General features: G+C 73.7%; 19 protein-coding genes and 1 pseudogene. 10 read left to right on the top strand and 10 right to left on the bottom strand.

Translation table 11 applies throughout. The features are described from left to right. Positions 1-94: 94 nt before the first annotated feature. From AB0950_RS11070 to AB0950_RS11085, 4 genes are all read left to right on the top strand, one after another. The gene (locus AB0950_RS11070) at positions 95-829 is read left to right on the top strand and encodes a FadR/GntR family transcriptional regulator (RefSeq protein WP_366778349.1); all 735 of its coding nucleotides are present in this window, start codon (positions 95-97) and stop codon (positions 827-829) included. 177 nt (positions 830-1,006) lie between these two features. Further along, positions 1,007-2,023 carry an asparaginase gene (locus tag AB0950_RS11075; protein WP_366778350.1) on the top strand — a complete coding sequence of 339 codons (1,017 nt, stop codon included), beginning with the start codon at positions 1,007-1,009 and terminating at the stop codon, positions 2,021-2,023. A gap of 49 nt (positions 2,024-2,072) precedes the next feature. After that, positions 2,073-3,482 carry an aspartate ammonia-lyase gene (gene aspA / locus AB0950_RS11080; protein ID WP_360573612.1) on the top strand — a complete coding sequence of 470 codons (1,410 nt, stop codon included), beginning with the start codon at positions 2,073-2,075 and terminating at the stop codon, positions 3,480-3,482. A gap of 64 nt (positions 3,483-3,546) precedes the next feature. Then, entirely contained in the window at positions 3,547-4,485 is a 939-nt protein-coding gene (locus tag AB0950_RS11085) for a glutaminase (protein ID WP_360146028.1), read from the top strand. Positions 4,486-4,507: 22 nt separating this feature from the next. Here the strand turns inward: AB0950_RS11085 and AB0950_RS11090 are convergent, their stop codons facing one another. Next, positions 4,508-5,275: an alpha/beta fold hydrolase gene (locus AB0950_RS11090; protein ID WP_366778351.1), complete on the bottom strand. Its 768-nt coding sequence runs from the start codon at positions 5,273-5,275 to the stop codon at positions 4,508-4,510. 154 nt (positions 5,276-5,429) lie between these two features. Here AB0950_RS11090 and mptB point away from each other — a divergent pair, with 154 nt between their 5' ends. Together mptB and AB0950_RS11100 are read left to right on the top strand one after the other, a co-directional pair. Continuing rightward, a complete protein-coding gene (mptB, locus tag AB0950_RS11095; RefSeq protein WP_366778352.1) occupies positions 5,430-6,833 on the top strand; it encodes a polyprenol phosphomannose-dependent alpha 1,6 mannosyltransferase MptB in 1,404 nt (467 codons plus the stop codon). Beyond that, positions 6,830-8,218, top strand: coding sequence for a glycosyltransferase family 87 protein (locus tag AB0950_RS11100; RefSeq protein ID WP_360573619.1), 1,389 nt, complete (start codon positions 6,830-6,832; stop codon positions 8,216-8,218). Before mptB ends, AB0950_RS11100 begins: the two co-directional genes overlap by 4 nt. A gap of 11 nt (positions 8,219-8,229) precedes the next feature. Here AB0950_RS11100 and AB0950_RS11105 read toward each other — a convergent pair. Beyond that, a pseudogene (locus AB0950_RS11105) lies at positions 8,230-9,111 on the bottom strand (D-alanyl-D-alanine carboxypeptidase); the annotation flags it as partial. A gap of 101 nt (positions 9,112-9,212) precedes the next feature. Next, positions 9,213-10,361 carry a transcription termination factor Rho gene (gene rho, locus AB0950_RS11110; protein ID WP_366778353.1) on the bottom strand — a complete coding sequence of 383 codons (1,149 nt, stop codon included), beginning with the start codon at positions 10,359-10,361 and terminating at the stop codon, positions 9,213-9,215. A 436-nt stretch (positions 10,362-10,797) separates the two neighbouring features. Here rho and AB0950_RS11115 point away from each other — a divergent pair, with 436 nt between their 5' ends. Continuing rightward, positions 10,798-11,745, top strand: a complete 948-nt coding sequence (locus AB0950_RS11115) for a hypothetical protein (protein ID WP_360146013.1) — start codon at positions 10,798-10,800, stop codon at positions 11,743-11,745. Positions 11,746-11,788: 43 nt separating this feature from the next. Here the strand turns inward: AB0950_RS11115 and AB0950_RS11120 are convergent, their stop codons facing one another. Further along, positions 11,789-12,187, bottom strand: coding sequence for a nuclear transport factor 2 family protein (locus AB0950_RS11120; protein WP_360146010.1), 399 nt, complete (start codon positions 12,185-12,187; stop codon positions 11,789-11,791). Between the two features lie 90 nt (positions 12,188-12,277). Between AB0950_RS11120 and AB0950_RS11125 the strand changes: the two genes are divergently transcribed. Beyond that, on the top strand, positions 12,278-13,030 hold the full coding sequence (locus AB0950_RS11125) for a class I SAM-dependent methyltransferase (RefSeq protein WP_366778354.1): 753 nt from the start codon (positions 12,278-12,280) through the stop codon (positions 13,028-13,030). Here the strand turns inward: AB0950_RS11125 and AB0950_RS11130 are convergent. From AB0950_RS11130 to AB0950_RS11155, 6 genes are all read right to left on the bottom strand, one after another. Beyond that, positions 13,000-13,743, bottom strand: a complete 744-nt coding sequence (locus tag AB0950_RS11130) for a GntR family transcriptional regulator (protein WP_360146004.1) — start codon at positions 13,741-13,743, stop codon at positions 13,000-13,002. The two genes, AB0950_RS11125 and AB0950_RS11130, sit on opposite strands and share 31 nt — an antisense overlap. A 128-nt stretch (positions 13,744-13,871) precedes the next feature. Further along, positions 13,872-15,038: a serine hydrolase domain-containing protein gene (locus AB0950_RS11135; RefSeq protein WP_366778355.1), complete on the bottom strand. Its 1,167-nt coding sequence runs from the start codon at positions 15,036-15,038 to the stop codon at positions 13,872-13,874. 109 nt (positions 15,039-15,147) lie between these two features. After that, on the bottom strand, positions 15,148-16,116 hold the full coding sequence (locus tag AB0950_RS11140; RefSeq protein ID WP_360573627.1) for an acetylxylan esterase: 969 nt from the start codon (positions 16,114-16,116) through the stop codon (positions 15,148-15,150). A 109-nt stretch (positions 16,117-16,225) separates the two neighbouring features. Beyond that, positions 16,226-16,810 carry a hypothetical protein gene (locus AB0950_RS11145; protein WP_360145995.1) on the bottom strand — a complete coding sequence of 195 codons (585 nt, stop codon included), beginning with the start codon at positions 16,808-16,810 and terminating at the stop codon, positions 16,226-16,228. A gap of 230 nt (positions 16,811-17,040) precedes the next feature. Beyond that, the gene (locus AB0950_RS11150) at positions 17,041-17,760 is read right to left on the bottom strand and encodes a ferredoxin reductase (protein ID WP_366778436.1); all 720 of its coding nucleotides are present in this window, start codon (positions 17,758-17,760) and stop codon (positions 17,041-17,043) included. Between the two features lie 103 nt (positions 17,761-17,863). Then, complete coding sequence (locus AB0950_RS11155; RefSeq protein WP_366778356.1) at positions 17,864-18,469, bottom strand: sulfite oxidase-like oxidoreductase; 606 nt, start codon at positions 18,467-18,469, stop codon at positions 17,864-17,866. 170 nt (positions 18,470-18,639) lie between these two features. Here AB0950_RS11155 and AB0950_RS11160 point away from each other — a divergent pair, with 170 nt between their 5' ends. Together AB0950_RS11160 and AB0950_RS11165 are read left to right on the top strand one after the other, a co-directional pair. Then, positions 18,640-19,563: an NADP-dependent oxidoreductase gene (locus tag AB0950_RS11160; RefSeq protein WP_366778357.1), complete on the top strand. Its 924-nt coding sequence runs from the start codon at positions 18,640-18,642 to the stop codon at positions 19,561-19,563. Further along, positions 19,560-20,321, top strand: coding sequence for a GNAT family N-acetyltransferase (locus tag AB0950_RS11165; protein ID WP_360573633.1), 762 nt, complete (start codon positions 19,560-19,562; stop codon positions 20,319-20,321). The genes AB0950_RS11160 and AB0950_RS11165 overlap by 4 nt, the downstream gene beginning before the upstream one ends. The last annotated feature ends 73 nt before the right edge of the window (positions 20,322-20,394 follow it).

Below are 20,394 nucleotides of genomic sequence, written 5' to 3' on the forward strand. Positions count from 1 at the left end.
GGTGCGGATGCCTGTATTCAGGCGCCCGCACCCCGCGAATGTTTCCATGCGGGCGGCTTGACAGTCCCGGCCCGCAACCCGCAGGATCGCTCCCGTGAACCTGTCAGACAGCCAGACAGGTGGCTCGGGTCCGCGCCGCGTCAGCGCGATGGAAGCGGTCCTGGCCCACCTCCGCGGCGCCATCGAACGCGGCGAGTACGCCATCGGCGACAAGCTCCCCTCCGAGGCGGAGCTGTGCCGCACCCTCGAGGTCTCCCGGCCCGTGCTGCGCGAGGCGCTGCGCGCGCTGCAGACCATGGGCCTGACGGTCTCCCGGACCGGCAAGGGCACCTTCGTCGTCGCGAGCGCCGTGGAGGACCCCACGTTCGGCGACTACGCGGCCAGCGACCTGCTCGAGGTGCGCCGCCACATCGAGATCCCCGTCGCCGGGTACGCGGCCGCCCGCCGCACCCCGGAGACCCTGGACCACCTGGCCCACCTGCTCGACCGCATGGAGCGGGAGACGGACACCACGGCCTGGGTGGCCATGGACACCCTCTTCCACCTCGCCATCGCCGAGGCCGCCCAGAACCCGGTCTTCCGCCGGGTCATCGAGGAGATCCGCGACGCACTGGCGCGTCAGTCCGCCTTCCTCAACCAGCTGGGCGGCCGCCGCGAGCAGTCCAACCGCGAGCACCGGGCCATCGTCGAGGCGCTGATCGACGGGTCCGAACACGACGCCGTCCAGGCCATGAGCCACCACCTGGACCGCGTCGAGACGACCCTCACCGACATCGTGCGCCCCCAGCACGCGGACGACCTCCCCACGGAAGGCGGCCCCGGGGCATGAGCGAGCAGCACCTCGAAGCGACGGCCCCGGAACCACCACCATGCTCCGTCCGCCGCTGATCGCCGCAAGCCCGGCCGCCGGGCGGTACGCCCTCCGCGGCCGGACGACCCGCACCTCCGCCCGCGCCGACGCGTGACCCGCGTACCGGCCGGACCCGACCCATCGATACAGGCAGTGATGTACAGCAGCTTCCTCGCCGACGCACCCGTCATACGCGAACCCCTCCATGCTCCCGTCGCCCACCTCGTCCGCGGCGGAGTCGTCGAAGGCATCCACTACGGCTCCGTCGTCGTCCTCGGCGCCGACGGCCGGGTGGAGTTGCAGCTCGGCGACATCGAGGCCGCCTTCTACCCGCGCTCGGCCGTCAAGCCCCTCCAGGCCGTGGCCATGCTGCGGGCCGGGCTGCCGCTCGACGGCCCGCTGCTGTCGCTGGCCGCCGCCAGCCACTCCGGCGAGGACCGCCACCTCGCCGGCACCCGGCGCATCCTCGACCTCGCCGGGCTCACCGAGGGCGACCTGCGCAACGTCCCCGACCTGCCGTACGACCCGGTCGTGCGCGACGCCTGGATCCGCGAGGGCCGGGGGCCCTCCCGGCTCGCCCAGAACTGCTCCGGCAAGCACGCGGCCATGCTGTGGACCGCCCGGCTGGGCGGCTGGTCCCTGCCGGACTACCTCGACCCGCAGCACCCGCTCCAGCAGGTGATCCGGGAGACCGTCGAGGACCTCACCGGGCAGCGGGTCGCCCGGGTCACCGTGGACGGCTGCGGCGCGCCGCTGTTCTCCCTCTCCCTGCACGGCCTGGCCCGCGCCCTGTCCCGGATCGCCTCGGCCGCACCCGGCACGCCGGAGGCGCAGGTCGCCGACGCGCTGCGCGCCCACCCCGAGATGGCCTCCGGCGCCCGCCGCGACGTGGCCGCGCTGATGCGGGCCGTGCCGGGGCTGCTCGCCAAGGACGGCTTCGAGGGCGTGCAGGTCGCCGCGCTGCCCGACGGCCGGGCCGTCGCCGTCAAGATCGCCGACGGGGCGAACCGGGCACGGATTCCCGTGGCGGCGGCTGCGCTCGCGCGCGCGGGCGTCGACCCCGAGCTGCTGACCGAGTTCGCGGGGGAGCCGCTGCTGGGTGGCGGGGAGCCGGTGGGGTGCGTGCGGGCCGTGCGTGCGCTGGATCCGGTTCCGTTCACCGCTTGCGCGTAGTTCGCCGAGTACAACCTTCAGCCCTCTCAGAAAGAGGATCCGCACCCCCATGACCGCCGCCACCCGCAGCGAACACGACCTCCTCGGCGACCGTGACGTACCCACCGACGCGTACTGGGGTGTGCACACCCTGCGCGCCACGGAGAACTTCGCCATCACCGGCACTCCGATCTCCGCGTACCCGCATCTGATCGACGCCCTGGCCGCCGTCAAGGAGGCCGCCGCGCTCGCCAACGAGGAACTCGGCCTGCTGGCGCCCGAGAAGGCGCGCGCGATCGTCGCCGCCTGCCAGGAGATCCGCGCGGGCAAGCTGCACGACCAGTTCGTCGTCGACGTCATCCAGGGCGGCGCCGGCACCTCCACCAACATGAACGCCAACGAGGTCGTGGCGAACCGCGCGCTGGAACTGCTCGGCCACGCCAAGGGGGAGTACGCGTATCTGCACCCCAATGAGGACGTCAACCTGGGCCAGTCCACCAATGACGTGTATCCGACCGCCGTCAAGATAGCGACGGTCTTCGCGGTACGTGGACTGCTCAAGGCGATGGCCGTCCTGCAGGACGCGTTCGCCCGCAAGGCCGTCGAGTTCCGTGACGTGCTCAAGATGGGCCGTACACAGTTGCAGGACGCCGTGCCGATGACGCTCGGTCAGGAGTTCTCCGCGTTCGCCGTCATGATCGAGGAGGACCGCAGCCGACTGGCCGAGGCCGTTGAGTTGATCCATGAGATCAACCTCGGCGCCACGGCGATCGGCACGGGTCTCAACGCCCCCGCCGGGTACGCCGAGTCGGCCCGCCGGCACCTGGCCGAGATCACCGGACTGCCGCTGGTCACCGCCGCCAACCTGGTGGAGGCCACCCAGGACTGCGGCGCCTTCGTGCAGATGTCGGGTGTGCTCAAACGGATCGCCGTCAAGCTCTCCAAGAGCTGCAACGACCTGCGGCTGCTGTCCTCCGGCCCGCGCGCCGGACTCGGCGAGATCAACCTGCCGCCGGTGCAGGCCGGTTCGTCCATCATGCCGGGCAAGGTGAACCCGGTGATCCCCGAGGTGGTCAACCAGGTCGCCTTCGAAGTGATCGGCAACGACGTCGCCATCACCATGGCCGCCGAGGCCGGACAGCTCCAGCTGAACGCCTTCGAGCCGCTCATCCTGCACTCCTTGTCGGAGTCCGTCACCCATCTGCGAAGGGCCTGCCTGACGCTGGCCGAGCGCTGCGTGTCCGGCATCACCGCCAACACCGAGCGGCTGCGGGCGAGCGTGGAGAACTCCATCGGCCTGGTCACCGCGCTCAACCCGCACATCGGGTACACGGCCGCCACCGAGATCGCCAAGGAGGCCCTCGCCACGGGCCGGGGCGTGGCCGAACTCGTCCTGGACAAGGGCCTGCTGCCGGCCGAGCGGCTGGCCGGCCTGCTGCGCCCCGAGGTCGTCGCCGGCAGCGGGGCACCGGCCACCTGACCTGCAGTAACAGGCGGATATCGGCCTCCGTGGGAGTGGGCTCCAGGGCCGGTCCGGAGGCACAATGGTGATCATGACAACGACGTCGTCCCTCACCTTCCTGCCAGTCCTGGAGCGCATCGCCGAGGAGATGGAGCGCACCCCCGGCCGCGGCCGGGCCGCCGACTACATCCCGGCCCTCGCCGCCTGCGACCCGCGCCGCTTCGGCATGGCCGTCGCCGAGCTGGACGGCACGGTGTACGGGGTGGGGGAGTGGCGCGAGCCGTTCTCCACGCAGTCCATCACCAAGGTGTTCACCCTCGCCCTGGACCTGGCGCGCGAGGGCGACGAACTCTGGGAGCACGTGGGCCGCGAGCCCTCCGGCAACCCCTTCAACTCCCTGGTCCAGCTGGAGTACGAGAACGGCATCCCGCGGAACCCTTTCATCAATGCGGGCGCCCTCGTCGTCACCGACCGCCTCCAGACCCGTACCGGGGACGCGGCCGGCGAGCTGCTGGCGTTTCTGCGCGCCGAGAGCGGCAACGCCTCCCTGGACTTCGACCAGGAGGTCGCCGCCTCCGAGAGCGCGCACGGCGACCGCAACGCCGCCCTCGCCCACTTCATGGCGTCCTACGGCAACATCGACAACGCCGTGCCCGTCCTGCTCGACCAGTACTTCCGTCAGTGTTCCCTGCGGGCGTCCTGCGCCGACCTGGCCCTCGCCGCCGGCTTCCTCGCCCGGCACGGCATCCGCGCCGACGGCGGCCGGCTGCTCACCCGCAGCCAGGCCAAGCAGGTCAACGCGGTGATGCTGACCTGCGGGACGTACGACGCGGCCGGTGACTTCGCCTACCGCGTGGGGCTGCCCGGCAAGAGCGGGGTCGGCGGCGGGATCATCGCGGTCGTACCGGGCCGGTGCACGCTGTGCGTGTGGAGCCCGGGCCTGGACGAGCGCGGCAACTCGGTGGCCGGAGTGGCCGCGCTCGACCGGTTCACCACGCTGACGGGGCTCTCGGTGTTCTGACGGCTCCGGCCGCCGCGCGCCCTCAGTCCAGGAACTCGTGCAGCAGCGGCAGCAGCAGGGCCGTACGGCGCATGAGCGCCATGTGGGTGGTGCCGGGGAGCACCGCGAGACGCGCGTCAGGGATCAGGTCCCGCATCTCGGCTGCGTGCTCGATGCGCACGAAGTCCGTGTCGCCGATGACCAGCAGCGTCGGCGCCCGCAGAGCGCGCAGGTCGTCGGCGGTCCAGGGAAGCGGTGCGTGGGCGGCCGCGGAGCACTGGGCGAGCAGGTCCTGGAAGCGCTCGGGGTGGGGCGCGACCGCGGCGTACGCGTCCGCCATCTCCCGGAAGTCCCGCGGGGTCGGCAGCCGGGACGAACCGGAGGCCGGGTCCTGGATCTCGGGGAGGAAGCCGTCCTGCGTGTACGGGGCGGAGGCGAGGACCAGCCGTCCGACCCGGCCCGGATGCCGTACGGCCACCTCCAGCGCGGTCAGTGCGCCGAGGCTGAAGCCGAGGAAGTCGGCCTGCTCGATGCCGAGTTCGTCGAGCAGGGCCACCACGTCGGAGGCCAGAGCGAGCACCGTGAGCGCGCGGCCGGTGTCGGCGGTGTGCCCGTGGCCCTGGAGTTCGGGGGCGACCACCTGGCGTGTTCCGGCCAGCGCGGGCAGCACGGCGCCGAAGGACAGGTCCACGGTGCACACGCCGCCGTGCAGAAGCACCAGCGGCCGGTGCGCGGACGCCTCGCCGTGGAGTTCGTAGTACATCTCCAGGTCGCCGGTCTTGGTGTAGGCGGAGCTGTGCGCCACGGTCATCACGTCCGTTCCGTCGGTTGCCGTCGCAGAAGTGACCCTGCGGACGCCCGGAAGTCATCGTCGCTCACACGCCGGTCACGTGCGGGCCGCCCGCCGGTGAGCGGAGCGTCGTCTTCCGGCCACCCGGCGTTGACACGCTGCCCGAGTGTTGGCCATGGCGTTCCCCGTCGATCTCCGCCGCTGCCAGGTGCTCGGGCTGGCCGGCACCGCATGTCTCGCGCTGGGCGGCGAGACGGCCGGCGCCCTGCCCGTGCAGCACCTCCTGGCGCCCGCCTCGGTGCAGGCGGCGCTCGGCGTGGTCGGGGTGTACTTCGGTGTCGTCCTGCTGACAGCGGCCTGGGTGCTCCTGGGCCGCCTGGTGCGCGGCCCGCAGCCGCCCGCCCCGCGCGCCCTGCTGCTGGTGCTCGCCGTGTGGGCGGCGCCGCTGCTGCTCGCGCCGCCGCTGTTCAGCCGGGACGTCTACAGCTATCTCGCGCAGGGCGCCATGGTCGACGCCCACATGGACGTCTACGCCCACGGCCCGGCCCAGCTCGGCGGCCCGCTCGCCGACGAGGTGGCCCCGATGTGGCAGCACACCGGTGCCCCCTACGGTCCCGCCTTCCTCGCCCTGGCCTCCGCGCTGTCCGGTCTGACCCACGGCCGGCTGCCCGCCGGCCTGCTCGGCATGCGCCTGGTCGCCGTGCTCGGGGTGGCCCTGATGGCGGTGGCGCTGCCCCGCCTCGCCCGGCACAGCGGCGCCGACCCGGCCGCCGCCCTCTGGCTCGGCGCCCTCAACCCGCTCGTGCTGCTGCACCTGGTCGCGGGCGCCCACAACGACGCCCTGATGCTCGGCCTGCTGGGGCTCGGCCTGGTCGCCGCCCGCCGGGACCGGCCCGCCGGCGGTGTCCTCGGGGCCGTCCTCGTCACCCTGGCCGCCCTGGTCAAGGCGCCGGCCGTGCTCGGTCTGCTCGCGGTCGTGGCCCTTCAGGTCCGCTCCGGCCGCCGCCCACTGCCGACCGTCCTGACGGTGGCGGCCGCGTCCGCCGCCACGACGGTCGCCGCCACGGCCGTCGCCGGCACCGGCTACGGCTGGATCGGCGCCCTCAACACCCCGGTCTCCCCGCACAACTGGGCCCTGACCAGCCTGCTCGGCCGCGCCACCGGCGCCCTGCTGGAACACCTCGGCAGCAGTCTGGCCCCACTGGCCGTGCCCGCCTGGCATGTGCTCGGCCTCGCCGCGACCGCCGTGGCCGTGGCGCTGATATGGCTCCGGATGCGCGTCAGACCCGTGTACGCGCTCGGCCTCAGCCTGCTCACGGTCGCCGTGCTCGGCCCCGCGATCCGCCCCTGGTACGTGCTGTGGGGCCTGTTCCTCATCGCCGCGGCCGCGCCCAGCACCTCGGTACGGCACCGGGTCGCGGCCCTGGCGGGCGTCCTCGCCCTCGCCGTACTGCCGAGCGGCGGCCCGGCCGACCTCGGCCAGCTGGTGCTCGCCGTCTCCGGCGGGGTGCTCGGCGTGGTCGTCCTGTGGCAGGCCCACCAGGCGGCCCAGGCCCCGGCACCGGGACGCATGGCGTGAGCGGGCCGCGCACGACCAGGGGCCGGCTGCTGCTGGTCCTCGCCCTGGCCGCCGCCGTCACGGTGTTCACCGCCACCGTGCCGCTGCTGCGCGGCTTCTTCGACCTGCGCGTCTACTACGGCACCGTGCACACCTGGGTGCACCACGGCGGCCGGATCTACGACTACCGGGTGCCGGGCACCTCGTACGGCTTCACCTACCCGCCGTTCGCGGCCCTCGCCATGCTGCCGCTGGCCCCGCTCGGCCGGACCGCGGCGATCGTGGCGTCCCTGGTGGTCAACCTGGCCGCGCTGGCGGTGGTCCTGCGGATCCTGGCCGGACCCGGCCGGCGGCGGCACGGCTGGTACCGCTGGTCGCTGTGCCTGTGCCTGCTCGCCCTGTTCGAGCCGTTGCGGGACACCGTCAGCTTCGGCCAGGTCAACCTTGTGTTGCTGGCCCTCGTCCTCGGCGACTGTCTGCTGCTGGCCACCGGCCGGGAGCGCTGGGCGGGTGCCGGGATCGGGCTCGCCGCCGCGGTGAAGCTCACGCCCGCCCTGTTCATCGGCCTGCTGCTGCTCGCCGGACGGCGCCGGGCGGCGGGCGTGGCGACGGCCGTCGCCCTGGCGGCGACCGCGCTGGCCGCCTGGGTGGACCCGGGGGCGTCCCGCTTCTACTGGACAAAGGGACTGTGGGACACGGGCCGGGTGGGCCGGCTGGACTATGTGTCGAACCAGTCGCTCCAGGGCGTGCTGGCCCGTCTCGGCGAGCCGGGCCGCCCGCTGTGGGCGACGGCGGTCCTGCTGACCCTGTGCGTCTGGGCGTGGCGGGCGCGCAGGGCGGTACGGGCCGGCGACTGGGCGGCGGCCTTCGCGCTCACCGGGGCGGCGGCCTGCCTGGTCAGCCCCATCACCTGGGTGCACCACCTGGTGTGGCTGCTGCCGTCCTTCGCCGTGCTGCTGCGCGCCGGGCGCCCGCGGATCGCGGGCGCCCTGTTCGCCGTGCTCTGCACGAGCGTGGTCTGGCTGTGGTTCGACGACGCCTCGGGCATCGGGGGCTTCCTCGGAAGCAACACCTACACCTGGATCACGCTGGGCCTGCTTCTGGGCCTGCCGACGGGTCAGCCGCGCGGTGCCCGGCTGCCCCTGGCCCGCAGGGTCAGCATCAGCGCCACGGCGCCCACCCCGAGCCCCGAGAGTCCCGCGGCGACGGCGGGAACCGACCAGCCCGAGTCGTCCGCTGCCCGGGACGCGGCCGCGGCCACCGGTGCGGTCACCGACGCCGGGCGGGACTTCACGACGCGCTGCCCGTCCAGCGAGCCGACCGGGTCAACCCGTCCCGCCGCCGCGAAGCCCCAGTCGAGCAGCTTGCGCGCCTCCTGGTACACGGTGAACCCGCCGCCGGCCTGAGGGTTCATCACGGTCACCACCAGCGTGCGCCCGCCCCGGCGGGCCGCGGCCACCAGGGTGTTGCCCGCCTTGGTGGTGTAGCCGTTCTTGATGCCGATCAGCCCCGGGTACTTCGCCACGCCGTCGGCGCCGGTCAGCAGCCGGTTGGTGTTCCGAATGCCGTACGACTCGCCGTCACCGGGGAAATACGCCTCGGCGGTGGAGCAGTAGCGGGCGAAGTCGGGGTTGCGCAGGCCCTCCCGGCCGAAGACGGCCAGGTCGAAGGCGGAGGACACCTGGCCGTCGGCGTCGTAGCCGTCGGGGGAGACCACATGGGTGTCCAGGGCGCCGAGCGTATGCGCCTTGTCCTGCATCCGCCTGGCCGTGGTGTTCCAGCCGCCGTTCAGCGCGGCGAGCACGTGCACGGCGTCGTTGCCGGAGCTGAGGAAGACCCCGCGCCACAGGTCGGCCACCTGGTAGGAGTTCCCCTCCTTGACACCGACCAGGCTGCTGCCCTCGCCGATGCCCGCCAGTTCCTTGGTGCTCACGGTGTGCCGCATCGAGGAGGGAAGCGAGGGCATCACCGTGAGCGCGAACAGGGTCTTCAGCGTGCTCGCGGGCGGCAGCTTGCGGTGCGCGGAGCTCGCGGCCAGCACGCTGCCGCTGCCGGCGTCGGCCACCACCCAGGACAGCGCCGACACCTGAGGGACCTCGGGCGCGCCCCGGTGCGGACGGACCTGGGTGCCCGAGCGGTAGAGCAGGGACGGCGCGGGCATCGCCGCACCCGGGCCGGGCGGGGCGGGTGCTCCGGCACGGGGGCCGGCGGAGGCGGTGGCCGGAGTGAGCGCCAGCACGCCCGCCACACACAGGGAACAGGCCGTCGCGGCCACCCGATGAGAAAGTCCGGTGATCATATGGTCAACGTACGAAGGGGCTGGCCGTCTCTCTCGCCGTAGCGGCCGTTCGGCCCACGCGGGCAACCCGGATGCCGGACCCCGGCCTCCCGGCGGCGGTCTCAGCCGGAGGGCAGGGTGGGCCGGATCCGCCGCAGGAAGGTGGCGTTGTCGGGGGTGGAGCGCAGCCGCTCCAGGAGGGTCTCCAGACCGGACGGACCGCCGTCGCGGGGGCGCAGGACGCGGCGCAGACCGTGTACGGCCGTCAGTTCGGCCGGGGTGAGCAGCAGTTCCTCGCGGCGGGTGCCGCTGGCGTCGAGGTCGACGGCCGGGAAGAGGCGCCGGGCGGCGGCTTCCCGGTCCAGGCGCAGCTCCATGTTGCCGGTGCTCTTCAGCTCCTCGAAGTAGTAGCCGTCGGCACGGGAGCCGGTGTCCACCAGCACGGTGGCGAGGATGGTCAGCGAGCCGCCCTCCTCCGCCTGGCGGGCGGCGCCGAAGAACCGCTTGGGGCCGATCAGCGCGCCCGCGTCGACACCGCCGCTCAGGGTGCGCCCGCCGGCGGCGGAGGCGTTGTTGTGCGCCCGGCACAGCCGGGTCAGCGAGTCCAGCAGGATCACGACGTCCTCGCCGGCCTCGACCAGCCGCTTGGCCCGCTCGATCACCAGCTCGGCCAGGGCGATGTGCTCCCTGGGCGCCCGGTCGAAGGTGGAGGCGTACACCTCGCCGCGCACCGACCGGCGCATCTCGGTGACCTCCTCGGGGCGCTCGTCCAGGAGCAGCACCATCAGCCGGCACTCGGGGTGGTTGCCGGCGACGGCGGCGGCGAGCTGCTGCAGCAGGACGGTCTTGCCGCTCTTCGGCGGGGCCACGATGAGCCCGCGCTGGCCCTTGCCGACCGGCGCGAACAGATCGGTGACGCGCCCGGCCGGCCCGGAGCCGGGGTGTTCCAGGCGGATGCGCTGGTGCGGGTGGAGCGGGGTGAGGTCGCGGAAGTGACGCCGGGAGCGCAAGGAGGCCGGGGCGCGGCCGTCGACGCGGGTGATCTCGGTCAGGGCGCGCCGGTCACCCTGGACGCCTTCGAGGAGGTCGCCCTTGCGCAGCCCGTGGCGCCGGATCAGGCCCGGCGGGACCTGGGGGTCGGCGGGGGAGGACAGCAGGTGCGCGGCCCGCAGATGCCCCTTCCCCTGCGCGTCGATGTCGAGGACACCGGTGACGAGCCGGGTGGCGGGGGCCTGCTGGACCACGGGAGGGTGTTCGAGTGTGGTGGTCATGGTGGGAGGTCCTTTCAGCGGACGGAAGAAGCGAGGGGGGAGGGGGAGAGGCCGCGAGCGGGAGGCTGTGACAGCTGCCTCCGGGCGGCGGGAACGGCACCTCGGGTACGGCGGAAACGCCCTGGTCACGAGGTGGTGCACAGAAGAAGCCCTAGCCGGTCGAAGACCTCGGCCATGGGGCTGATGGGGAAAAGCGGCGCCGGCGTCCGTACGACGGGACACGCACACGCGCTGATCGCACTATACCCGTGCGTCTGGTTCGGTCAACATGGTGGCGTCCGCGTCTATTCCCCGCCCCGGCCCACACCGTCCCTCCCGCCCGACGGCCAGGAGCCTGACCAGCCGTCAGGTCGGGGAACCGGACCAGATGTCCCCAGACCATAACGATCCCGGACGTCAGGGGACTTGACCGGCAACCATGGTCTATGTTCCAGGCATGTCCACGCCACCGCAGCCCCCGCAGCCGGCCGACCAGCCGGCTCCGCAGCCGCAGCCGCCCGCGCAGCAGCCGGCCGTACCACCGCAGCCGACGGCCTACCCCTACCCGAGCCCGCAGTCCCCGCCGCCGGGCGCCTTCTACGCGCAGCCCACGCTGGTCGGCCAGCCCGCCGCCCAGCCCCAGCCGGGTCAGGCCGGGCAGTTCGGGCAGCCGCACGCGGGGCAGCCCGGACAGCAGGGGCCGTTCGGGCAGCCGCAGCCGGGGAATCCCTATGCGCAGGCTCCACAGTTCGGCGGGGCACCGCCGGCCGGGGGCGGCGGGGCCGGCAAGGCGGTGCTGTGGGCCGTGGTCGGCGCGGTCGTGGCCTCCGCCGCCTGGGCGGGCGGTGTCTTCCTCATCGGCGGCAAGAGCGGCAGCGCCGACCTGCGCGGTTACTCGGCGCCGTCCAACATGTGCTCCAGCGCCGACTACTCGTCCTTCAAGACCGAGTATCCCGAGGGCGACTCCTCACCCACCAAGACCTCTCTGAAGAACGTGGCGCTGGACGAGAGTTTCTGCAGCGTGAGCCTGAAGAAGACCGGCTCCACGTACGCGGACGCCTATCTGTCCATGCAGCTGGACCTGCACAGGAAGACCGACCCGGGGCCGGAGTTCACGGCCACGTGGAAGAACTACGGTGACAGCCACACCGGTTACGACGTGGCACCGGTCAGCGGCATCGGGGACGAGGCCTACCTCGTCAGCCAGGACACCAGCAACGGCTCCTCGAGCAGCGGCTCCCGCTACGCCACCCTCGCCGTCCGCGACGGCTGGGTGACGTACACGATGAGCTACAGCGCGTACCTCTCCTCGTACGACCAGGACAAGAACCCGCCCGCGCTGAGTGACGTGGACGACTGGCTGAAGAAGGACGCCAAGGCCACGCTGGGGCAGCTCAAGGGCTGACCTGCGGGCCCGGCGGCCGTGACGCCCGAGCGGCGGGGCGCGCTCACGCCGACCGCGCCTGCGCCTCCTTGGCGATCTCGTCGAACCGCGCGCCCATGGCCTCGGCCAGGGCGTGCGCGCCGGACAGCGGGCGGACCATGACCATGAGCTCGTCGATCAGTCCCTCCTCGTTCACATGCAGAAAGTCGCAGCCGGTCAGCTCCCGGTCGCCCACCCGGGCCGTGAAGACCAGCGCGTGGTCGGGGGCGGCCGGATCGCCGATCTCCCGGACGTACCGGAAGTCCTCGAAGACCTGGGACACCGCGCGCAGGATCGCCGCCGTGATCGCCTTGCCGGGATACGGTTTGAAGACCACCGGGCTGGTGAAGACGACGTCCTCCGCCAGCAGCGCCTCCACGGCGTCCAAGTCCCCGGCCTCGACCGCCGCACGGAACGCGTGCATCGGACCACCTCATAGTCAAGTGAGCGAACAGGTGCCGATGAGACTAATGCGAGCGGGTCCTCGCGGTGCGGCCGGCCGTAGGCTGAGGAGATGTTCGGTCCCGAAGGCCCCTCCCTGCGCGAACTGGCCGTGCAGGCGCTGTCGTCCGTCGAGCGCGGTTACGACCTGCTCGCCCCGAAGTTCGACCACACGCCCTTCCGGACGCCCGACCAGGTCCTGGAGTCCGTGGCCAAGGCGCTCACCCCGCTCGGCCCGTTCCAGGACGGGCTCGACCTGTGCTGCGGCACGGGCGAGGGCGTCGAGGTGCTCACCGGGCTGTGCCGCCGCAGCGTCACCGGGGTCGACTTCAGCGCCGGGATGCTCGACGTCGCCCGGCGCCGGGTACGGCCCGCCGGCGGGCCCCGGGTCGCCTGGGTGCGCGGCGATGCCCGGGCCCTGCCGTTCACGCCCGCCTTCGATCTCGTCGTCTCCTTCGGGGCGTTCGGACACTTCCTGCCGCGAGAACTGCCGGGGCTGTTCGCCCAGGTCCACTCCGTCCTGCGGCCGGACGGCCGGTTCGCCTTCCCGGTGCTCGCCCCGCCGAAGCCGACCCAGGCCGGCTTCTGGATGCTGCTCGGCTTCGACGCGGTGATGCGGGTGCGCAACGCGCTGTGGCGGCCGCCGTTCGTGATGTACTACCGGGCCTTCCGGCTCGGCCGGGTGCTCGGGGAACTGGAGCGCGCCGGGTTCGCCGTCGACCTGCATCCCCTGCCCGCGTTCGGGCGGCGCCAGGACGGCAGCCCGCGGGCCCGGCTGGTGGTGGCCCGGCGGGCTCAGCCGGCGGCGGGCAGCGTGAACTCGTAGACCAGGGTCTCCTGTTCGGCGTTCACCACCAGATCGGTGATCTCCAGCGGCCGGGCGTACTGGTCGTGCACCCGCCGGGTCACCCGTACCGAACGGGCGCCGTCGGCCTGGGTGATGGCATCGCGGTGGTGCAGCGACAGGCCGGCCCTGCGCATCCAGTCGTAGGCCCGGCGCAGCTGCGCGGGCGTACTGCCGTCGGCCCGGTCCCGGTAGCGGGCCAGCTCCGCCACCTCGGCCAGCGCCACCGCCGAGAACGACGTCACCGCCGTCCGCAGCGACCGGCCGTCCGGCGTGGCCGACCGGTAGCGGTGCACCAGCGTCGGGCGGTGCGGGGCGAGGCCCAGCGCCCGCGCGTGCTCCTCCGGCGGCGCCTCCCAGGTCACCGTGGCCCGGTCGACCGCGGCCGGGTCCGCCGAGCGGGCGCCCAGCGGAAAGGCCGGCGTCGCCGGCGCCCCCACAGGCCGGGCGGGCAGGGTGGCATGGCTGCCCCGCCGGTCGGTGGTGATCAGGCCGCCGCGCCGCAGCACCTCCAGCGCCTGCCTGATCGTCTCCCGGCTGACCTGGAAGTGTGCGGCCAAGTGCCGCTCGCCCGGCAGCCGTTCGCCCGGCGGGATGGTGCCGGCGCGCAGCTCGTCGAGCAGCAGCGCCGCGATCCGCCCGTACAGGGGCCGGCCGTCGCTCTGGGCGGGTTCGTGCGGGGTGGTGCGGGCCATGCCGCGCCCTCCTGTGGTGACAAGACGTAGTCGTGCGGGCTCGTTGCGCGACCAGACTTAGCATTGGTCTAAACCACAAGGGAAGAGCGGCCTGCCGGTTCGGCCGAAACCCACCCGCGCGACCTCGGTCACAAGGCGCTGTACAGCGCGTCGATCAGCGCCATCTTCCGCGGGTCGTCGGCGATGCGCGGCCCCATCCGGTTCATGACGTACCCCAGGGACACACCCGCCTCCGGATCGGCCAGCCCGCACGAGCCGCCGAGTCCGTCATGACCGAAAGCCCGCGGGTTCGGGCCGTACGACCCGTGCGGACCGCTGAGCCACAGTCCGAGCCCGACCTCGGTATCGCCCTCGAAGCCCGCGCCCAGCACCAGATCGCGGCAGCTGCCCTGCCCCTCGCGCACCCGCTCGGCCGCCTCCGGCGACAGAACACGCTGCCCGCCGTAGGAGCCGCGCCCGGCGAAGACGCCGTAGAGTGCCGCGACCGCGCGCGCCGTGCCGTGCCCGTTCGCCGCGGGGATCTCCGCGGCCCGCCACTCGGGCGTGTTCGCCTCCGCCGCGCCGACCAGCGGATTCGCCAGCGCCGCCAGCGCCGCGGGCGGCAACTGCCCGAAGACCGACGCCTGTTCACTGCCGGACAGGGCCGGCGGGCGCACCAGCTCGGCCGCCCGGCCCGCCTCCCCGGCCGGCAGGCCGACCGTGAAGTCGATCCCGAGCGGTCCGGTCACCTCCCGCTGAAGGAAGGCCCCCGGCCGGAGCCCCGAGATCCGCCGGACGACCTCGCCGACCAGGAAGCCGTACGTCAGCGCGTGGTACCCGGACCGGGTGCCCGGCTCCCACCACGGCTCGGTGGCCGCCAGCCGGGCGGTGGTCAGCTCCCAGTCGTACAGATCGGCCAGGGAGTGCGGCTCCCGCAGCCCGGACAGGCCTGCGCGGTGCGACAGCAGATGCCGTACGAGCACCTTCTCCTTGCCCGCGGCGGCGAACTCGGGCCAGTACGCGGCCACGGGCGCGTCGAAGTCGAGCAGCCCCCGGTCGGCGAGCAGATGCGCGCACAGTGCCACCGGTCCCTTCGTGGTCGACCACACGTTCACGAGCGTGTCCCGCTGCCACGGCCGGGTGCCGGCCGCGTCCGCCCGGCCGCCCCACAGATCCACCACCGTGACCCCGTCGACGGTCACGGCCACGGCCGCGCCCAGCTCGTCGCGCTTGCGGAAGTTCTCCTCGAAGGCCTCCCGCACCGCCGCGAAACGCGCGTCGCAGTGGCCGTCGACCTGTGTCTCGTGCGCGGACATGGGACCTCCGTCGTCGCAGGGAACCCGGGCCGCGACGCCGCGACCCGGGTTCCCCGAACGTACCGACTGGTCGGACTGGAGGGAAGGCCCCGCACGCCCGCCCCGCGTCTCAGGCGTACGACCTCAGCCAGCGCACCTTCTCCGCCTCGTGGAAGGGGCCGCCGCCCTCGTGGTCGTTGAAGTCGTAGACCTCTATCGCCTTGTCCTCGTGCGCCCAGGCGTTGAACGCCGCGAACACCGTCGACGGCGGGCAGGTCTGGTCCTCCAGCGCCGCCGAGAACAGCGCGGGCGCCCGGCCCCGGGCCGCGAAGTGCACCCCGTCGAAATACGACAGCGTGCGCAGCACTTCCGCGGTGCGGCCGCGGTGCGTCTTGAGGAACAGGCCGATCTCGCGGTACGGGTGCCGGTCCGTGAGCGTGGTCGCGCGCGGGAAGTCGCACAGGAACGGCACGTCCGGCGCCACCGCGACCAGGTCGGGGACCAGACCGCCGACGGCCAGGGTGATGCCGCCGCCCTGGCTGGCGCCGATCACCGCGGTCCGCGCGGCGTCGGTCAGCGGATGCGAGCGGGCCGCGTCGACGGCGCGCACCGCGTCCGTGAACACCCGGCGGTAGTAGTAGTTCTCCGGCGCGTCGATGCCCCGCGTCATGAACCCGGGGTACGCCGGCGCCGCGCCCACCGGATCCGCCGTACCTCCCCCGGCGCCCCAGGCGCTGCCCTGGCCGCGGGTGTCCATCACGAAGTGCGCCCGGCCCGTGGAGGCCCACAGCAGATCCTCGTGCGGCAGCCCGCGCCCGCCGCCGTAGCCGATGAACTCCACGACCAGCGGCAGCGGTTCGCTCGCGCCGGCCGGCAGGCGCAGCCAGCCCCGGACCGGGTGGCCGCCGTACCCGGCGAACGTCACGTCGTACACCTGGACCGTCGACAGCCCGGTGTCCACCGGCTCGAAGCGGGCGTCCAGATCGTGCTCGCGCGCCTCCTCGAGCGTCTTGTCCCAGAAGGCGTCGAAGTCCTCGGGCTCGGTGGACTCGCTGCGGTGCTCGCGGAGTTCGTCGAGGGGAAGGTCGAACAGGGCCATCAACAACCGCCTTGGCGAAGGGAGAATGTGTCAGCTCACCGTACGGTGGGCGCAGCAGGGCTGACCAGTAAGCGTTTGCTCCCTCCCGGCGGCCGGACGGCCGGGCCGGTCAGGCCCGCGGCTGGGTCCACCTCGGTCCCGTCCGGGCCCACTCCCGCTCCCACTCCGCCAGCCGGCGCCGCAGCGCGATCCGGCGCTCGACGGCGTGGCCGAGGAGCACGACGGTCGCCGTGCCGCCCGCCGCGACCAGCCCGACGGTCACCGTGTGCTGCCAGACCGCGGCGGCGTTCGGCGGCGGGGCGACACTGCGGCCGCGGGCGTCGAACCACACGGAGACGGTGTCCCCGGTCAGGGTGCCCGCCGGCACCCGGGCCCACGCCGTATGGACGCCCTTGCCGGGCTCGGTCCAGCGGACCCGGGCGCGGTACGGGTAGCCGCGGTCGGTCTGCCCGCCGGAGAGCCGCTGGGGCGGGTCGCCGATCACCCGCGCGTGTACCTGGTGGCGTTCGGCCCGCTGGGCGGCCGCGACGTGCTGGGCCGTGTCATGCGCCCGCAGGCCGGCGGCCACGCCGACCAGGGGCGTGACGACGAACAGCAGGACGGCGGCGATCAGCACCGTCCACGCCTCCACGACATCCGAGCGGCGCCGCAGCGGATTGCGCCGCCAGCGCCAGCCACGCACCCCGGTACGCATGTCCACCTCCTCGCACCACCGGAGCCGGAGAGCGGGCGAACCGGGCCTCCAGGTCCGCCACCCCCGCCGCTCGCGCACACGAGCGTCCACACAACGTCTCGTACCCCGTACGGAGCACCTCGCTCATGCCGCCGACCGCGAGTTCAAGCCCAACTGGAGCACGGCACGCGCCACGCGCCCACGGTCGCGCGACCGCCCCGGTGCGCACCCCGAGGGCTGCGGCGGGCGGCTCAGCCGAAGCGCTCGATACGGATCCGGTCCACCGGCTGGCCCGCCGCGACCAGCAGCCGGGACGCGTGCTCGGCGAACCCGTTGGTTCCACACACATAGGCCTCCCACCCACCGGCGGGCGGCTCGGTCAGGAGTGGCGCCACATGTGCGGCTGCCATACGACCCACCGGCACACCCTGTGGCGCGCTGCGGGTGAAGACGGCCGTCGTCTCCGCGCCCAGCTCCGCCGCGTAGATCAGCTCCTCGGGGCCGCGCGCGGACACCAGCATGCGCAGCGGCACGGTGAGCCCCAGCCTGCGGTGGTGCCGCACCATCGACATCAGCGGCACGATCCCGGAACCGGCGCCGAGCAGCAGCGCGGGCCGGTCGCCCGGCCAGGCGAAGAAGCCGCTCAGCGGCCCGCGCACCTCGACCGTGTCACCGGGGCGGGCGACCGTGTGGAACCAGCCCGACACCTCGCCGTCCGGCACATGGTCCAAGGTCAGCTCGATGTGCCCGGAGTCCTCCGGCGCGGAGGCGATGGAGTAGTGCCGCTGCGCCGCATAGCCGTCCGGCGCGGTCAGCCGCAGCATCAGATGCTGGCCCGGCAGGTGCCCCGCCCAGCCCGGCACCGCCAGCCGGAAGGTCGCCGCGCGCGGCGTCTCACGCCGGATCTCCGTCACCGTGGCGGTCTGCCACACCGCCGCCACCTGCTCACTCACCGCGATCCGCGCGGGCACGGCGAACCGGGGGGCGGGGAGGCCGCGGCTGGTGGCGGGGGTGGCCGTGGCCCGAGCGGAAGCCGGGGGCGTGCCAGGGGTGGTCGTACCTGTCGTCGCCGTGTCAGTCACCGGAGTACCGCTGCTCCTCCCAGGGGTTGCCGCGCTCGTGGTAGCCGTTGCGCTCCCAGAAGCCCGGCTCGTCGTGGTCGAGGAGGGTGAGGCCCGCGATCCACTTGGCGCTCTTCCAGAAGTAGAGGTGGGGCACCAGCAGCCGTGCCGGGCCGCCGTGCTCGGCCGGGAGGGGCGCGCCGTCGTACTCCCAGACGATCCAGGCCCGTCCGCCGGTGACGTCGGCGAGCGGCAGGCCGGCGGTGTAGCCGGTGTGGGAGCGGGCGAGCACATGCGTGGCGGACGCCTGGGGACGCACCACGTCGAAGAACGCGTCCAGGGAGACCCCGCCGAAACGCACGCCGAACTTCGACCAGCCGGTCACACAGTGGATGTCGCCGTGGTACGCCGACGCCGGCATGGCGTGCGCCGCGTCCCAGTCCCAGGTGTGCGGCCGCTTCACGAGGCCGTCGATGCGGAAGGTCCAGTCGGCCGGTGCGAGATCGGGGGTGACCTCGGCGGAAAGGACGGGCCAGTCCTCGCCCGCGTCGTACTGACCGGGCGGCAACCCCGGGTTGTGCACGCGCGGGCGGCCCGTGAAGCCTCGCGTTACGTTCATCCTTCAACCGTACGCGGTCGTTCCGTGTGCTCCGTCCCTGGTCACCGCCCGGATGATTGCAGCCCTATGAACTCTTTCGGGCCGTGGGAATAGCCCTGCGGCGCTTCTCCTTTGCGCTGGGTGCCGGCACCGGTACACCGGTGGCAGTGCGAGAGAAGTGAGGGAAGAGCATGCCCAAGGCGTACGTCCACACGCGGCACGGGGGACCCGAGACCGAGACGCTGATCGACCTGGACCGCCCACGCCCGGGTCCCGGCGAGATCCTGATCGCGGTCCGCGCGGCAGGCGTCAATCCCGTCGACTGGAAGCTGCGCCAGGGCTTCCGCCGCCCCGGCGAGAGCGAGCCCGTCTTTCCCCGGGTCTTCGGCAGCGAGGCAGCGGGTGTCGTTCAGGAGACCGGCCCCGGTGTCACCGGCTTCGCGGCCGGCGACGAGGTGTTCGGCAGCACCGCCGACGGCGGCTACGCCGAGTACGCCCTGCTGACCGCCGCCGTGAGCGCCCACAAGCCCGCCGCGGTGTCCTTCCGTGACGCCGCCACCCTGCCGGTCGCCGCCGCCACCGCCTACGACGGCGTCCGCCAGCTGGACCTGCCCGGCGGCGCGACCCTGCTGGTGACGGGCGCGGGCGGCGGCGTCGGCAGCGCGGCCGTGCAGATCGCCCGCGCCTTCGGGCTGCACGTCGTCGGTGTGGCGAGCGAGGGCAAGCGGGACTTCGTGGAGTCGCTCGGCGCCGTGCACGTGCCCTCCGGACCGGATCTGGCCGAGCGGGTGCGGGCCGCCGTACCGGACGGGATCGACGGGGTGTACGACCTGGTGGGCGACCCGGTTCTCGCCGAGGCCGCCGAGCTGCTGAAGGACCGGAGCAAGCTGGTCACCGCGGGATCGCCGCAGGAGGCCGTCGCCGCGCTGGGCGGCGCCCCCGTCCGGCGGGCCCGTACAGCCGCCGTCCTGGAGGCGGTGGCCGATCTCGCGGCCCGCGGCGCCCTGAAGCCGCACGTCACCCGCGTCTTCCCGCTGGAGCAGGCCGGCCAGGCGCTGCGCACGGTGGAGGAAGGGCACGCCCTCGGCAAGGTCGTGATCGAGGTGGCCGAGTGAGCCACATACCCGGCCAGGGCGTCGGCGGGCCGGCCGCCGCCGACGCCCCGCACGTCCTCGACAACCCCGCCCTCGCCTCGCTGACCGGCCCGCACGCCCACTTCGCCGAGCGGCGCGGCCGGGTGCTGCGCTATCCCGTCGACGTCTCCCCGTGGCTGGCGCTGCCCGACGAACCGGACGCACGGGACTGGGCGGACCTGGCCGCCCTGGCCGGTCCCGGCGCGGAGATACCGCTGCCGGGCTTCCGCGGCGAGGTGCCGGACGGCTGGGAGACCACGTTCCGGATCGAGGGCGTGCAGTTCGTGGACGACGGCCTGGCCGCCGCGGCCGACGCGGAGGCGGTCCGCCTCGGCCCGGCGGACGTGCCCGAGATGCTCGACCTGGTGGCCCGTACCCGGCCGGGTCCCTTCCTGCCCCGCACCGTCGAACTCGGCACCTACCTCGGCATCCGCCGCGGCGGCGCGCTGGTCGCCATGGCGGGGGAGCGGCTGCACCCGCCCGGCTGGACCGAGATCAGCGCGGTCTGCACCGACCCCGACTTTCGCGGCGAGGGCCTCGCCACCCGGCTGATCCTCGCCGTCGCGCACGGCATACGGGAGCGCGGCGAGACGCCCTTCCTGCACACGAGCGCCCAGAACACGCGCGCCATCCGGCTGTACGAGTCCCTGGGCTTCCGGCTGCGCCGCCGCACCGCGTTCGTCGCGGCCCGCGCACCGCAGCGGCTGTCCGAGGAGCCGGCGGTTGTCCCGGTGGCCTGACGGTCGGGCGCGGTCGGCTTGCGGCGCGTGCCATGCGCAGTTATCGGCGGCCCCGCGGTAGGCGGGCGTGGCG

Origin of the sequence: Streptomyces sp. NPDC007189, from assembly GCF_040703635.1 — a bacterium.
Taxonomy (GTDB): Bacteria; Actinomycetota; Actinomycetes; order Streptomycetales; family Streptomycetaceae; genus Streptomyces.